Origin of the sequence: Acinetobacter sp. ANC 3813 (assembly GCF_002135435.1) — a bacterium.
In the GTDB taxonomy this organism is placed as follows: domain Bacteria; phylum Pseudomonadota; class Gammaproteobacteria; order Pseudomonadales; family Moraxellaceae; genus Acinetobacter.
In genome coordinates, this window is record NZ_NEGK01000004.1 from 263,511 (window position 1) to 277,489 (window position 13,979).

Annotated in this window: 13 protein-coding genes; 10 read left to right on the forward strand and 3 right to left on the reverse strand. The window is 38.2% G+C overall.

Features of this window, described 5'->3' with window-relative positions; genetic code table 11:
• Positions 1–12 precede the first annotated feature (12 nt).
• The gene (gene bfmR / locus B9T34_RS08180) at positions 13–729 is read right to left on the reverse strand and encodes a response regulator transcription factor BfmR (protein ID WP_086212666.1); all 717 of its coding nucleotides are present in this window, start codon (positions 727–729) and stop codon (positions 13–15) included.
• A gap of 599 nt (positions 730–1,328) precedes the next feature.
• On the opposite strand from bfmR, the gene B9T34_RS08185 reads away from it, so the two are divergent.
• From B9T34_RS08185 to B9T34_RS08210, 7 genes are all read left to right on the forward strand, one after another.
• The gene (locus B9T34_RS08185) at positions 1,329–4,163 is read left to right on the forward strand and encodes a ribonucleoside-diphosphate reductase subunit alpha (protein ID WP_086212667.1); all 2,835 of its coding nucleotides are present in this window, start codon (positions 1,329–1,331) and stop codon (positions 4,161–4,163) included.
• A gap of 137 nt (positions 4,164–4,300) precedes the next feature.
• Positions 4,301–4,432 carry a hypothetical protein gene (locus tag B9T34_RS19125; RefSeq protein WP_265733478.1) on the forward strand — a complete coding sequence of 44 codons (132 nt, stop codon included), beginning with the start codon at positions 4,301–4,303 and terminating at the stop codon, positions 4,430–4,432.
• A gap of 163 nt (positions 4,433–4,595) precedes the next feature.
• On the forward strand, positions 4,596–5,879 hold the full coding sequence (locus B9T34_RS08190; RefSeq protein ID WP_086212668.1) for a ribonucleotide-diphosphate reductase subunit beta: 1,284 nt from the start codon (positions 4,596–4,598) through the stop codon (positions 5,877–5,879).
• A 273-nt stretch (positions 5,880–6,152) separates the two neighbouring features.
• A complete protein-coding gene (locus tag B9T34_RS08195) occupies positions 6,153–7,193 on the forward strand; it encodes a nucleotidyltransferase (protein ID WP_086212669.1) in 1,041 nt (346 codons plus the stop codon).
• Entirely contained in the window at positions 7,190–8,911 is a 1,722-nt protein-coding gene (locus tag B9T34_RS08200; RefSeq protein ID WP_086212670.1) for a ThiF family adenylyltransferase, read from the forward strand. Before B9T34_RS08195 ends, B9T34_RS08200 begins: the two co-directional genes overlap by 4 nt.
• Positions 8,904–9,377, forward strand: a complete 474-nt coding sequence (locus B9T34_RS08205) for a Mov34/MPN/PAD-1 family protein (RefSeq protein WP_086212671.1) — start codon at positions 8,904–8,906, stop codon at positions 9,375–9,377. The genes B9T34_RS08200 and B9T34_RS08205 overlap by 8 nt, the downstream gene beginning before the upstream one ends.
• 7 nt (positions 9,378–9,384) lie before the next feature.
• The gene (locus tag B9T34_RS08210; RefSeq protein ID WP_086212672.1) at positions 9,385–10,986 is read left to right on the forward strand and encodes an SAVED domain-containing protein; all 1,602 of its coding nucleotides are present in this window, start codon (positions 9,385–9,387) and stop codon (positions 10,984–10,986) included.
• A gap of 32 nt (positions 10,987–11,018) precedes the next feature.
• Here the strand turns inward: B9T34_RS08210 and B9T34_RS08215 are convergent, their stop codons facing one another.
• Positions 11,019–11,255 carry a helix-turn-helix domain-containing protein gene (locus tag B9T34_RS08215; protein ID WP_086212673.1) on the reverse strand — a complete coding sequence of 79 codons (237 nt, stop codon included), beginning with the start codon at positions 11,253–11,255 and terminating at the stop codon, positions 11,019–11,021.
• A 118-nt stretch (positions 11,256–11,373) separates the two neighbouring features.
• Between B9T34_RS08215 and B9T34_RS08220 the strand changes: the two genes are divergently transcribed.
• Positions 11,374–11,616 (forward strand): transposase, encoded by a 243-nt coding sequence (locus tag B9T34_RS08220; RefSeq protein WP_086212674.1) that lies wholly within the window; start codon positions 11,374–11,376, stop codon positions 11,614–11,616.
• Positions 11,617–11,780: 164 nt separating this feature from the next.
• Here the strand turns inward: B9T34_RS08220 and B9T34_RS08225 are convergent, their stop codons facing one another.
• Positions 11,781–12,638 (reverse strand): hypothetical protein, encoded by an 858-nt coding sequence (locus tag B9T34_RS08225; RefSeq protein WP_086212675.1) that lies wholly within the window; start codon positions 12,636–12,638, stop codon positions 11,781–11,783.
• Between the two features lie 161 nt (positions 12,639–12,799).
• On the opposite strand from B9T34_RS08225, the gene B9T34_RS08230 reads away from it, so the two are divergent.
• Both B9T34_RS08230 and B9T34_RS08235 read left to right on the forward strand, forming a co-directional pair.
• The gene (locus B9T34_RS08230; protein ID WP_086212676.1) at positions 12,800–13,051 is read left to right on the forward strand and encodes a hypothetical protein; all 252 of its coding nucleotides are present in this window, start codon (positions 12,800–12,802) and stop codon (positions 13,049–13,051) included.
• A gap of 223 nt (positions 13,052–13,274) precedes the next feature.
• Positions 13,275–13,979, forward strand: coding sequence for a hypothetical protein (locus tag B9T34_RS08235; protein WP_086212677.1), 705 nt, complete (start codon positions 13,275–13,277; stop codon positions 13,977–13,979).

Below are 13,979 nucleotides of genomic sequence, written 5' to 3' on the forward strand. Positions count from 1 at the left end.
AGGCATCACACATTAGAGGCCATTGGTCTCTTTTACAAACAGATAGCCTTTGCTGCGAACAGTTTTGATACGTTTTGGATTTTCTGGATCGTCACCGATTTTTGGACGGATACGCGAAATACGCACATCAATCGAGCGGTCTTGACCGTCATATTCAATGCCGCGCAGACGCTCAAAAATATCTTCACGCGACAAAATGCGGCCCGCATTAGATGCCAGCAGCCACAGCAAGTCATATTCTGCGCTTGTGAAATCTACCAGCTCATTGTTCAGGGTCACTGAACGGCCGCCATTATCGATCACTAAATCATCAAACTCAATACGCTGCGCAACTTCATCTTCAGGCGCTTTGTCTGTGCGGCGAAGCAATGCGCGGATACGCGCCAGCAGTACGCGCGGCTGAACAGGTTTGGCAACATAATCGTCTGCGCCCATTTCTAGGCCCAGCACCTGATCCATATCTTCAGTACGCGCAGTCAGCATTAAAATAGGCTGATGATAGTGCGGACGAACTTCACGGCAAATGGTTAAGCCATCTGCACCCGGAAGCATCACATCCAATACAACCATATCTGGCTGCTCTGCGATAATGCGGCGGATGGCGCGGTTGCCGTCCGGCTCTACCCCGACTTCAAGTCCATTACGGATTAAGTACTCTTGCGTTAAGCGTGCAAGACGTTCGTCATCTTCAACGATTAAAATTTTAGGTAACTTTTCTTCTTGGCTCATGGAGTGCCCCTTTATTAGACTGGCTGTATCCCTTTAAAATCCAAGAGATACACTTCAATATAATTTGCAATATACACACGTTTACATTGTAAACAAGATGCTGTTCACCAAACTGATACATCAGCGCTGCATTTTGTTAATATTTTTTAAGCACTGAATTCACTCTCTTTTTCACAGGAAGTCTTTCAGGGCTTTTATCCCAAATATTCAGTTACAAAAAGAATAAAATTCAATCAGCGCCTATATTTACAGCATTTAGACAAAATCCATTCATCATAAGTTTTTTGCTTTTTAACTTATCCACAAGGTTATCTATAAGCACTTAATCTCAGCTTTGCTATGCTATGCCCTTGTCCGATAAGGCATAAACAAGAATGACAAAAAAATAGGGATTTTTCGAGACGGATTTCTGCCAGAACTGTTCGAAGCTTTTAGTAAAATGTCAATATTGATCTGACCTAATTTTTCCCGTATCTTGTGTTCAATTCATTTTTAAACCACTAAGTCTTGTGTTTAAACCTCAAACACTGCGGCATAGTTTTTGCGCAGTTCAAACGGTCTATAAACATAACAATAGATGACAATGGAGCTATGCTGACATGAGCGTAATCACGTCTACCCCTGGCCAATTGCAGGTGATCAAGCGCACCGGTGATGTTGCCGTTTTTGATGCGGAAAAAATTTCTGTAGCGATCGGCAAAGCGTTCTTGGCTGTTGAAGGCCAGCAAAGCGCTGATTCTAGCCGCATTCACGACCGTATTTCTCAACTTACCGAGATGGTATTAAATACGTTCAACCGCCGTTTACCGTCTGGCGGCACAATTCATATTGAAGAAATTCAAGACCAAGTTGAACTTGCGCTAATGCGTACAGGCGAGCAAAAAGTTGCGCGCTCATACGTGATTTACCGTGACCAGCGCGCTGAAGCGCGTAAGCAAACTGGCGCGAACCATCATCCAACACTGCAAGTAACGACTGCTGAAGGCAAGCTTCGTCCACTCGACCTTGGCGCGCTTCAAGCTCATATTGCAAAAGCGGCTGAAGGCTTAGAAGGCATTGATGTTCAAGCGATTATCGATGAGACCATTAAAAACCTATATAACGGCGTAAAAGAGTCTGACATCGCAACAACAATGATGATGGCGACGCGTACCCGTATTGAGCAAGAACCAAACTATACTTATGTGACTGCACGTTTACTTCGTGACAACTTAGTTGCAACTGGCTTAGAGTTCTTGGGTTTATCTACAGACACAAATGAAGGCGACGCGCTTGAGACTTTCCTTAAGAAAGGTATCGAGCTTGATTTGCTTTCTCCAGAACTTCTTAATTTTGACCTTGCGAAATTGGCTGCTGCGATCAAACCTGAACGCTCTAACCAATTCACATACTTAGGTCTGCAAACATTATTTGACCGTTACTTCATTCACTCTGATGGCGTCCGTTTCGAATTACCGCAATTGTTCTACATGCGCGTATCGATGGGTCTGTCTTTAAATGAAGCAAACCGTGAAGACAGTGCAATTGAGTTCTATAACTTATTGTCTAGCTTCGACTACATGGCATCTACGCCTACCCTGTTCAACTCAGGTACGTTACGTCCACAGTTGTCTAGCTGCTACTTAACAACCATTGATGATGACTTGTACGACATTTATGGCGCAATGCGTGATAACGCCATGCTGTCTAAATGGGCAGGCGGTTTAGGTAACGACTGGACGCCAGTCCGTGCGCTGAACTCGTACATCAAAGGTACTAACGGTAAGTCACAAGGTGTTGTGCCGTTCCTTAAAGTAGCCAACGATACTGCAGTTGCGGTAAACCAAGGCGGCAAGCGTAAGGGCGCAGTATGTGCATACCTTGAAACTTGGCACTTGGACATCGAAGAATTCCTTGAACTGCGTAAAAACACAGGTGATGACCGCCGCCGTACGCACGACATGAATACTGCAAACTGGGTTCCAGACCTATTCATGCAGCGTGTATTTGAAGATGCTGAATGGACACTGTTCACGCCGTCTGAAACACCTGACCTGCATGATTTGACTGGCGCAGAATTCGCTGAACGCTATGCGTACTACGAAGGCATTGCCAAAGAACAAAACTTATTGCACAAGAAAATCCGTGCAAAAGACTTGTGGCGCAAAATGCTGTCTATGCTGTTTGAAACGGGTCACCCGTGGATCACATTCAAAGACGTATGTAACTTACGTTCACCACAGCAGCACGTTGGCGTGGTGCATTCATCAAACTTGTGTACTGAAATTACCTTAAACACAAACAAAGATGAAATTGCGGTATGTAACTTAGGTTCGATTAACCTTGTACAGCACGTTCAAGGCGGCGTTCTTGACCGTGAAAAACTGGCGCGCACAGTAAAAACAGCCGTTCGCATGCTCGATAACGTGATCGACATCAACTACTACGCTGTACCGCAAGCACGTACTTCAAACATGAAGCACCGTCCAGTCGGTATGGGCATCATGGGCTTCCAAGATGCGTTGTATGAAATGCAGCTGGCTTACGGTTCAGACGCTGCTGTTGATTTTGCTGATGAATCAATGGAAGTGATTTCATACTATGCGATCCAAACGTCGAGCGACTTAGCGCTTGAACGCGGCGCATATGAAACATTTAAAGGTTCATTGTGGGATCAAGGCATTTTGCCAATCGACTCTTTAGACCTCGTTGCGAAATCACGTCCAGACCGCATGTTTGAAGTTGACCGCACACAGCGTTTGGACTGGGACACATTACGTGCCAAAGTTCAAAAAGACGGTATGCGCAACTCGAACGTGATGGCGATTGCACCAACAGCAACCATTTCGAACATTTGCGGCGTTTCGCAATCGATTGAACCAACATTCCAAAACTTGTATGTGAAATCTAACCTTTCTGGCGAATTCACAGTGATCAACCCGTACCTAGTACGTGCATTGAAAGAGCGTGGTTTGTGGGATTCTGTGATGGTCAACGACCTGAAACACTTCGAAGGTTCTGTTCAAAAAATCTCACGTATTCCAGAAGAGCTTAAAGCAATCTTCGCGACTGCGTTTGAAGTTGAACCGCGCTGGATCGTTGATGCTGCATCACGCCGTCAAAAATGGATTGACCAAGCTCAGTCTCTGAACCTTTACATCTCAGGTGCAAACGGTAAGAAACTGGACATGACCTACAAAATGGCATGGCTGCGCGGTCTGAAAACCACGTATTACCTGCGTGCATTGGGCGCAACTTCTGCAGAGAAATCGACCATTAACACAGGCGCATTGAATGCTGTTAAAGCGACTGCAGCTGCAGCGCCTGTTGTAGCAGCGGCTCCTGTTGTTGAAGCGAAAAAGCCTGAAGCGGTTGAAGAAGATGGTTTCGGTCAAGCAGCTCCAGTGCCAATGGCATGTTCAATTGACAACCCTGATTGTGAGGCTTGTCAGTAATCTGACAGGTTTCCAATCTCCCTAAATCCCCCTTTTTCAAAGGGGGACTTCCTAAAACCATTTGGATTCAAGGAAGCCCCTCTTATTAAAGTGGGGTTTGGGGAGATTCAAAATTCAAAACAATAAAGGAAGCATCAATGCCTCATATGACGCACAACTACATGTTAGGGCTGATTGCCTTGGTGGTTTCCTTTATTGTTTGTTTTTATGTACCCCTGACGTATGCATGGGTGAAGATTCGCGAACAGCAGCGTAATCAAAATAAGTAGTGGGGATATTTGCTCTTCCGAATAAAACAAGAGCATCCATCGACAAAACTTAATTTTGCTTACACAGAATGAGCGTATAGTAGGACGTCTTTGCTTCAATAGCTTGATGTCCGCTATATGGATGACTATATAAAAGATATAAAGCAACGAAGAGAGAACTGTTATGTCTATCCTAAGTTGGGACGATTTCGAAGATGATGAACCGAAACAAGCTGCACAAGCTCACCAGCCTGCGCCCGTCGAACCGCAAAAAGCGGCTGATTCGCAAGTGGTATCTAATGCAAAGCAATCATCGCCGAATGTGGCAGCTGCACAACCCGCTCGAACCCGTTCAAGCGGGACAGGAAATTCAGCCGATCCGCTGGCAAGAGCATCTGACGCTCTAGAGACACTTGATGTTGCACCAGGTTTAGAAGAGCTGGAAATGGGCGCTCAGCGTGTACAAGTTGATGATAAAGCCATGATCAACTGCCGCGCAGACTTGAATCAGCTGGTGCCGTTCAAATACGAATGGGCTTGGCAAAAATACCTAGACGGATGCGCAAACCACTGGATGCCGCAAGAAGTCAACATGAACCATGACATCGCGCTTTGGAAGTCTGAAAACGGCTTAACTGAAGATGAGCGCACCATTGTTATGCGTTCACTGGGTTTCTTTTCTACAGCGGATTCTTTGGTTGCAAACAACTTGGTCTTGGCGATTTACCGCCACATTACCAACCCTGAATGCCGCCAGTACATTTTGCGTCAAGCCTTTGAAGAAGCGATCCACACACACGCTTACCAATACTGTATCGAATCTTTAGGCATGGACGAAGGCGAAGTCTTCAACATGTACCGTGAAGTTCCATCTGTAGCGCGTAAAGCAGCTTGGGGCTTGAAATATACACAGTCTTTAAGCGATCCTACGTTCCAAACGGGTACGCCTGAAAACGATCAAATTTTGCTTCGCAACCTGATCGCATTCTACTGTGTACTGGAAGGTATTTTCTTCTACTGCGGTTTCAGCCAAATCTTGTCGATGGGCCGTCGTAACAAGATGAATGGTGTTGCTGAGCAGTTCCAGTACATCCTGCGCGATGAGTCTATGCACTTGAACTTCGGTATCGATATGATTAACCAAATCAAAATCGAGAACCCAAGTTTATGGACAGCAGAATTCCAGCAAGAAATCATTCAAATGATTCTTGAAGGCACAATGCTTGAAATTGAATATGCACGCGACACTATGCCGCGCGGCGTATTGGGCATGAACGCTGGCATGATGGAAGAATATTTGAAATTCATCTGTAACCGTCGTTTAAGTCAGCTTGGTTTACCTGAGCAATTTGCTGGTGTGAATAACCCATTCCAGTGGATGTCAGAAATGATGGACTTGCGTAAAGAGAAGAACTTCTTCGAAACTCGCGTGACTGACTACCAAACTGGTGGTGCGTTAAGCTGGTAAGATTGTTTCAACGTCACGCGACACATAAGTTGTCATTTACGACACATAAAATGTCATTGCGCGACACATAAGTTGTCATTGAGAAATTTTATATAAATACCCGGTAAGAAATCTAGGTTTCTTACTGGGAAACTAAAAAAGCATATCACTTTAAAATCTTAAACCCGAAATTGAATATCAAAGTTTGGCTAATTCTGGCTAAGGGACAATTGTGCTTAGAACAAGCAAATAGAAAATCAATTTCATAATGAATAATCAATTTAGAAGGTAAAAATGGGACTACAAAGTAAATTTTCAACATTCAACAACAATATCAACATAACTCGCCAAAGTGATGAGTATAAAAATGCACGTCAAAAAGACGATAGCATTACGGAAGAAATTCGCAAAAAATTTAAGGAATTTGGCTACCCTGTCCAAGATGATTTTATCCAAGGTTCTTTAGCAACTAGTACAGCGATCAAGGAAAAAGGGAAAGACTTCGATATTGATAGAGCGATTGTGATTAACGAAAAAGACGCTCCTGCTGATCCAACCATCCCTAAGAAAGTTGTCTTAGAAATTCTAGAAACCAGAGGTTTCAAGAATGCCAAAATTAAAAAGCCTTGTGTAACGGCTGACTATAAAAATGAGGATTTACATATTGATATTCCTATTTATAGCAAATCGGAGAGTGGCTATTACAAATTAGCTGTGGGCAAGAAAAATTCAGATGAAAATAATAGAGAATGGTCTGATTCAGATCCCAAAGGATTAATTGATTGGATCAATGCTCAAGACAGTTCAGGCATTTATGAATCACAGAAACTGCAGCAATTTAAACGATTAACTAGATATATAAAGAGATGGAGAAATATCAAGTTCCATGAAAATACTTGTAGAAAAGTTTTTTCAATCGGTCTTACTGTGATGCTCAAAGAAAAGTTTCAAAGTTCAATTAATGATGAAGGTCTTGAAAATGACCTACAAGCTTTGAAAAATACTATCGATAAAATACTAGATCAATCGAATTATTTTTTATACCAAAATGAGAGCCAATGGAAAGTAAGTGTTTATTTACCAGTATCTCCATACAGAGATATTTTCTCTGGCAGTAGTATAGATACAGGTACTCAATTGAAAAATAAGCTATCCACATTGAGAAATAACTTAAAGAAAGTCATTGATGAGTCAGATGAATCCAAACAATGTGATCTATTAAGAGAAATATTTGGTGAAGATTTCCCTGAAGGTACTAAAAATAACTCAAAAAATGAAGCAGCTAAGGTTGTATTTCCTTCAGCTGGATCTGTAGGAACATCTCAAGGCGCATGAACTATCAATCCATAATTCAACATTTACAAAGCTGTGGATACTCAGTATCTGCAGCTGAACTATTAACTCTAGATACAATAGAAGTGGATGTAACTATTGGGGGGTATAACGTTGAATTGATTCATATTAAAGTTAAAGAATTAACTTCAATGCCCGCATTTTATTTAAAAGATCCACAGCAATTTCCAAAACTTGCTCATACCTTGCCTTTCAATGATTACAACTTAGCAAGTATATGTGTGAATGTCACAGACTCTGTCTCAGTAAATTATGAAGTTCCAACCCTTGCATTTGAGGATTCATTAAAAAAGCATATTGAATTGCTTACAAAATGTTTAACAGATCCAGTTGAAAATAAAAAAGAGCTTTTAAGAGAGTTCTTAGCCAGTTGGTATAGCTTAAATAATACAAAATTTAATGATGTTCTTTGTCTAGTAGATTCACCTGAATTTTGTAAATTAAAAGTTTATGCGACTGAGGGGAAATATGGATTAAAAAGTAGCGTGTTAGTTCACCCTGAAAATTATGATCTTGCAACAAAAGAACCTTTTTTTAAAATCCAAGTAGCTCAAAGAAAAAAGAGTCCTGATTTGGGTTGTATTCTCCCTTTACCTGATCTTTCCTCTATTCCATGGAATGTATCAGACCTTCCGGTATGGTTTTTAGAACATATTGAATTATTAGATTCTGATACAAAACACCACTTCTTAACTACTTTTGCTCAAATTAGAAAGAATATTTTTTGGATAATATTCAATATTGACACTCCATCAGGAAAATCTTGGTTTGGATTGAAATTTCAGCATAAAAAAAATAAAGTTAATAAGACCCTTCCACTTAGACTAGAAAGCTTCGCCGAATGGAATATAGAAGCATGCTCGATTAAATTATTTGATAAATCAAGTCTAATTCCCCGTGGTGGTGCCTTTACGGATCTACAAAAGAAAAAAGTCTTACTGGTAGGCTGTGGATCAGTAGGTGGATATATTGCAGACCAGCTCGCCTCATGTGGACTAGGAGGCCTAACGCTAGTTGATTCAGATACAATATCAATTGAAAATACATACAGGCATTACCTTTCAATCGATTACTTAAATTGGGAAAAAACTACAGGACTACAGGTTAAAATTGCAACAAAATATCCTTGGATCAACATCAAACCTGTTAAGGGTTGTTTATTGAATCTTAGAGAAGTTTCTATTTTGAATTCATTTGATCTAGTTATTATCGCTATAGGTTCTCCAACAAAAGAACGGATATTTCATGATTACTGTATTAAGAATAACGTAGAAACAGCCGTAATTAATGCATGGACAGAAGGTTATGGAGTTGGCGGACATGTAGCTTTAGATATTCCAGAGCAAAAAGGATGTTTAAGATGTGCTTATGTAGATAATAAAAATTTATGCAGAGGCTTAGTTTCTAATCTTAATTTTTTAAAACCGAATCAAGATTTAACTAAAAATCTTTCAGGATGTGGTAATGCCTTTCTACCCTATTCAAACTTATCTGCCATTCAGACCGCCAGTATCGCTACAGACTTAGCCTTAAAATTTTTAAAAGGAAAGGTAAAAGATTCCTCAAAAGTAAGTTGGAAAGGTTCTGATCAAGATGCTTTAAATGAAAATTTAGAATTAACAGATCGTTATTATGCCTTTTCAAAATCATTACTAATCACACCACTATTAAATCCAGAATGTGATATTTGTAATGAATGACCAATTAACTGTTAATGTTTCTGACGCTACTGTTTATATCAATTCAGACATCATTGAAACATGGGAACAGTATCGTCAAATCTCATCTGAAGCTAAAGAAGCTTGCGGAATATTGATAGGACATCAAATTCAAGGTACTCAAGTCTTTCAACTAGAATTTGTTACTACCCCACAAAAACTAGACATTAGAACTAGATATAACTTTGTGATGAAAGATCCATTTCACCAGAAGTTTCTCGATAAAAAGTATAAAGAATCTAATGGTACATCTATTTATTTGGGTACATGGCATAGCCATCCTGAAAACTCCCCTACGCCCTCTGCAATCGATAAAAAGGATTGGGCGAAGTGTCTAGCTAGAAATACTGATAGAAAACTCTTTTTCGTTATTGTGGGAATCAAAGAAATTAATATCTACATTATGAAAAAAAATTCTTTATACGTAACTTCAATTATAAGGTTATAGAACTTTCATGAATACAAGTAACACAGAACCATCTTTCGATATTATACAAACCCGCTATTTACCTTTAGACAATATTCAATTAGCTCAAGCATACATAGCTGCGATTAAAAATATTATTAGTTGGAACAAAGTAAGTATTTTAAGAGATAAAAGTGACATTGATGGAAGAAAAAATTTACTATTTTTATTGATGCTTGATGATGAAATACTTTCGGTCTTACGTGTCAATTTACCTAAAAATGATCTTATTTCATTTATAGAACTTACAGCAGGTATTCGCAAAAATATTGAAGTCAGATCACTTCCTGATAGAGCACTACTAGCTGAAGAAATCACTGATCTTAATGCGATTCAAAATATTTGGCATAAATATACATTTACATCACATATTCTGAATGATAAACGTGTGAAATCTAAATTTATTAGTGATTTTCTTAGCCACGAGAAGAAAGTAGGTAGAGGTAATCCTTTTACAAAAAGTACTTTAAATCAAGTTATGTTAGATAGCTTTGGCAGATGCATGTTTACTGGTTGTGGAGAAAGATTGGATATCGATAAACTCACAGGTAGAAAGGGAAATTATGCTTATAATGCTCACAATATAGCTTCTTCAGATAATGGTGAGCGTGGTCTACCTTTCTTATCAAGCGCTTTATCTAATGATCCTGAAAATGTACTGTTACTCTGTGACAAACATCATCGCTTAATAGATAAGGTAGCACCAAGTGATTATGATTCACTGACACTCAATAAGATGCGTAATGAGCATAAAGAAATGGCTCAACAGCTTTTAGATGCTCTAGCTTTTGAACCAATCCCTGTATATTCAGTTCTATGGCCCGTACATGGACAAGCTGTATCAAATCCTGACTTAAAAGAAATTGCCTCAAGCCTCCACCCATTAAAATATAAAATAAATGGCTGTCTTAATACCTTATGTAATAGCAATATCGATCCAGAGCTATTCAAAGAACAGATGATTCGACACATAGAAATAGAAGCTAGAAAAATTATCAATCAAACTCAAAATGAGAATTATAAAGCAGCAATATTTGCTTTTGGTCCTATGCCAGCTTTAATTGGTTTAGGGGCATTACTCGGTAACAAGGCAGAATTTATACCTATGTTAAAATTTAGAGACAGTCAAAAATGGGAATGGCCAAGTCCCACAATGGTGGATCCATTTAATGAGATAATTGGACTAGATAAATTAAAGAAAAATAATGAAGTTGTGCTATGCATTCATGCTACAGCTAAAGTTGATAGAGTTCTTGAAAAGGCGCAGCAATTAGCAGAAAGCATTGATAATCAAGTCGTGGAAATATCGACTTTACCTGAGTATATGGGTAGTAAAAGTATACCCCACCCATTAAACGTTAAAGCTCTTACTGCCCAAATTCAGAAATTACTACATCATTTTAAAAGTAACCATGGAATTGAATTAGTACATTTATTTATAACAGCCCCGAATGCAGCATGTGTTGCCATAGGACAAGGGATTGATAAAAATCATCCAGATGTAATCATTTACGACTATAAACAAGCTGGCTTAGAGTCTGTATTAAGGATTAATAGTACTGAAAATGGCAATGAGCTTATATCAGTTTAAAAACAAAAGGCTTGGAAAATATTCTGAGCCTTTTAATTTTGAAAATAGCAGAATGCCAGAAAATCAAAAATATTAGCATCCAATACTTTTAACCAGTCTATTAACTCAATCACATCAAGTCTTCTTTCCAATATTTCAACTTTTGAAACATATGATTGAGGCTTATTCAAACGACGAGCGAGCTCAACCTGAGTCACATGTTTAGACTCTCGGAGTTCTATAAGTTTCTTAATTAGGTCTTGATACCTAGGATCGTGTATTGAGCGCATGGCTCAATATCAGTTACAATTAAAAATATCCCAAAATGGGATATTTTTAATTTAACCCTATCTGTTTACTGAATTTTTTCATTTGGATAATCAATGAACAATAGTTTAGGAATTCACTGTGAAGCAAAAATTTTCTGTAGCTCAAATCAACAATATTGTTAAAAAGAATTTAGCAGGTGCTACTATCGAACAGATTTGTCAGGAATATCAAATTAGTGTGGCAACCTTCTATCATTGGAAAGCAAACTATTTAGATGTAAGTGAGCAAATTCTTACTCGTTTAGACAAGTTAGAACAGGAAAATCTACTGTTAAAACAGATGTATGCTGAAGAAAAACTATCTAAAAGGCTTGACGCTTGAAAGTTTCAGTTAGTTATTCAGTCTCTTATAATTAGTTATAAGATTAATTAGAAGCTGAATAATCTTCTCAAGATCAAAGTATAAATTCTTATCTATTGAGAGAATTAAGCTTATAAATGCTTAGGAAAAGACCTAAGCTTTTAAAACACTTTAGGTATCCTTTTTTAAAAGGAAGGTGCAAACTCAAACAACATTCTAAAGTTATGCTTACCTTCGAGAGTATCAAATAGATAATTTGAGTAGCTTTTTTTTCGGTTATCCTTCTGCTTTAGATCAAAAAAACATTCATCTTCAGCAATTAATAAAATAGCATTTAAATCAAAGGATCGCTCACAAAACTCATCAACATCACTACTATCAAAATTTCTTATTTTTCCTGGAAGAATAGAAAAAACATTTAGGTATAGTAAAAAAGCCAATCCATACTTAAAATTTTGAAATGGTGAATATATACACATCACCAATGATATTCTGTAAATCGACAACGCTACACGTGAAGCAGTTTCTTTTTGATTTTGATCTACTGCAATCCTAAAGAAGATAATCAATGCTGCTAATGCATCAAAACTTGCCAAGCGCTGTAATTTCCTTACATTTCTTGTTATATGAAAAACAGAAATTAATTCATTTTGTCCGTTTACAGACTTAAAAATAATTTTTTGGACATCCCAAGAAAGCTGACTTACACCATCATTCATAAACCATTTCATTGATTTACGACCTCTAATTGCCTCCCATAAAACATGATTTATAATATCAGCCGTCCCTTCTACATGCATATTAGCTTTATTTATAAGATCTTGTCCTGGTGTATGTATTCCTCTTCTATATTTGGCCCACCTAATCTGATTATTAATATCTTTATCCTCATCTATCCCAAAAACCTTAGGTTCAATCAGTTTTGCTATCTCATAGTTCGTACGATTGAAAAAATGAGTTTCTATATATGCATACCAAACCACAGTTCGTAAAGCATCAATCCAATCTCTTCTTATCCTAGTTTTTATTTTTTTAGCATTCATCTTATGACAACCTCAACGCAACTTTAACGCAACACTTCTTTTTTATTTAAAATCAAAAAATTATCTAAAAAACAAGACCAAATTTTCACTCTTAACGCTCTCCTACCATAATATTCTAAGAGGATATATGCTTTTGTTATGACGTGTTAGGACTAAATAAGATGAATAAAGCAATCTTAATAAATACAGAAATGATTGAACGTGATCTGTTTGAACGTCATGGTCCCATGATTTCAGATGATGCATTAAGAATTGCATTGGGTTATCGCTCTATGGATGCCTTTAGACAGGCATTAACAAGAAAGACTGTACCAATCCCAATTTTCTCTGTCGAAAACCGTCGTGGTAAATATGCACTTGTTAAAGACTTAGCCTTTTGGTTGGCTAAACAACGCAATGAGTCGATCCAATAACTTCAATTTTTAGAAAGGACTTCATGGATGAGATAAAAAATATTAAATAAAAAACGGACCCTAATAAGGATCCGTTGGTGGCTCTATATATAGATATAAAAACCTGTCAATCAAAGTATCTTCTGTATTCAGTCGCCAGTCAAGCCTTGTAGCTAAATTTTAAGCAACAAGTAATTTCACTCACCCTAAATTTAGGGTGCTCAGAAATACTGGAGATACATCTATGTACCTTGACCTAAACTATGATCAGAACAAATCTTATCATTATATTTTTGAACAAATTCGAAAGGCTTTTGCAACTGAGCCAAATATTGCAGCAACCATTCACGGACAACGTAAAATTTTCCAAGGCTGTTATGGACGTAGAACTGCCCTATTCCCAAGTAAAAAGTGCGGAGGTGCGATCCCTACAGAAAGTCGCTTAGAGCTAGCTCATGCTATCTGTTTAGAAAGAAACTCCTGTGTAATCAACTATAGATCCCAAGCTTTAAAAATCAAACTTTCCCATGACCAATATTGCTATCCAGATTTTCTAATTCAAACGATTGACGGCTGCTATGAAGTACATGAGGTAAAACCATCAATTGCATCATTAGCCTTAGATGAATATGTCCGTTTTGATCGCCTAGCATCATTACTTAGCTCAGTTGGCATTACATTCAAACTTATTGATCAAACTGAACTTCCTACAGAGAAAGAACTTCAACAACTTCTTTACTGGTATCAAAGAGGGCATCGTTTTGATTGGAGTAAATTTGAAATTGAATACGCTTTAGACCATTTAAAAAAAAAGCGACCTGAAAGTCCGATTCAAATCTACAAAGAGCTTGAAATGATTGGATTCAAACAAGAACTAGGCGATTACCTATTTTTCCACAATAAATTCAAAGAATTTTCGCCTAAATATAATCATCAAGGAATTTTTTAA

Bases quoted from the DNA above. Each gene is read 5' to 3' on its own strand.
- B9T34_RS08190 (WP_086212668.1), top strand. From the start codon at position 4,596: ATGTCTATCCTAAGTTGGGACGATTTCGAAGATGATGAACCGAAACAA.
- B9T34_RS08185 (WP_086212667.1), top strand. From the start codon at position 1,329: ATGAGCGTAATCACGTCTACCCCTGGCCAATTGCAGGTGATCAAGCGC.
- B9T34_RS08235 (WP_086212677.1), top strand. From the start codon at position 13,275: ATGTACCTTGACCTAAACTATGATCAGAACAAATCTTATCATTATATT.
- B9T34_RS08205 (WP_086212671.1), top strand. From the start codon at position 8,904: ATGAATGACCAATTAACTGTTAATGTTTCTGACGCTACTGTTTATATC.
- B9T34_RS08215 (WP_086212673.1), bottom strand. From the start codon at position 11,255: ATGCGCTCAATACACGATCCTAGGTATCAAGACCTAATTAAGAAACTT.
- B9T34_RS08200 (WP_086212670.1), top strand. From the start codon at position 7,190: ATGAACTATCAATCCATAATTCAACATTTACAAAGCTGTGGATACTCA.
- B9T34_RS08230 (WP_086212676.1), top strand. From the start codon at position 12,800: ATGAATAAAGCAATCTTAATAAATACAGAAATGATTGAACGTGATCTG.
- bfmR (WP_086212666.1), bottom strand. From the start codon at position 729: ATGAGCCAAGAAGAAAAGTTACCTAAAATTTTAATCGTTGAAGATGAC.
- B9T34_RS19125 (WP_265733478.1), top strand. From the start codon at position 4,301: ATGCCTCATATGACGCACAACTACATGTTAGGGCTGATTGCCTTGGTG.
- B9T34_RS08210 (WP_086212672.1), top strand. From the start codon at position 9,385: ATGAATACAAGTAACACAGAACCATCTTTCGATATTATACAAACCCGC.
- B9T34_RS08225 (WP_086212675.1), bottom strand. From the start codon at position 12,638: ATGAATGCTAAAAAAATAAAAACTAGGATAAGAAGAGATTGGATTGAT.
- B9T34_RS08195 (WP_086212669.1), top strand. From the start codon at position 6,153: ATGGGACTACAAAGTAAATTTTCAACATTCAACAACAATATCAACATA.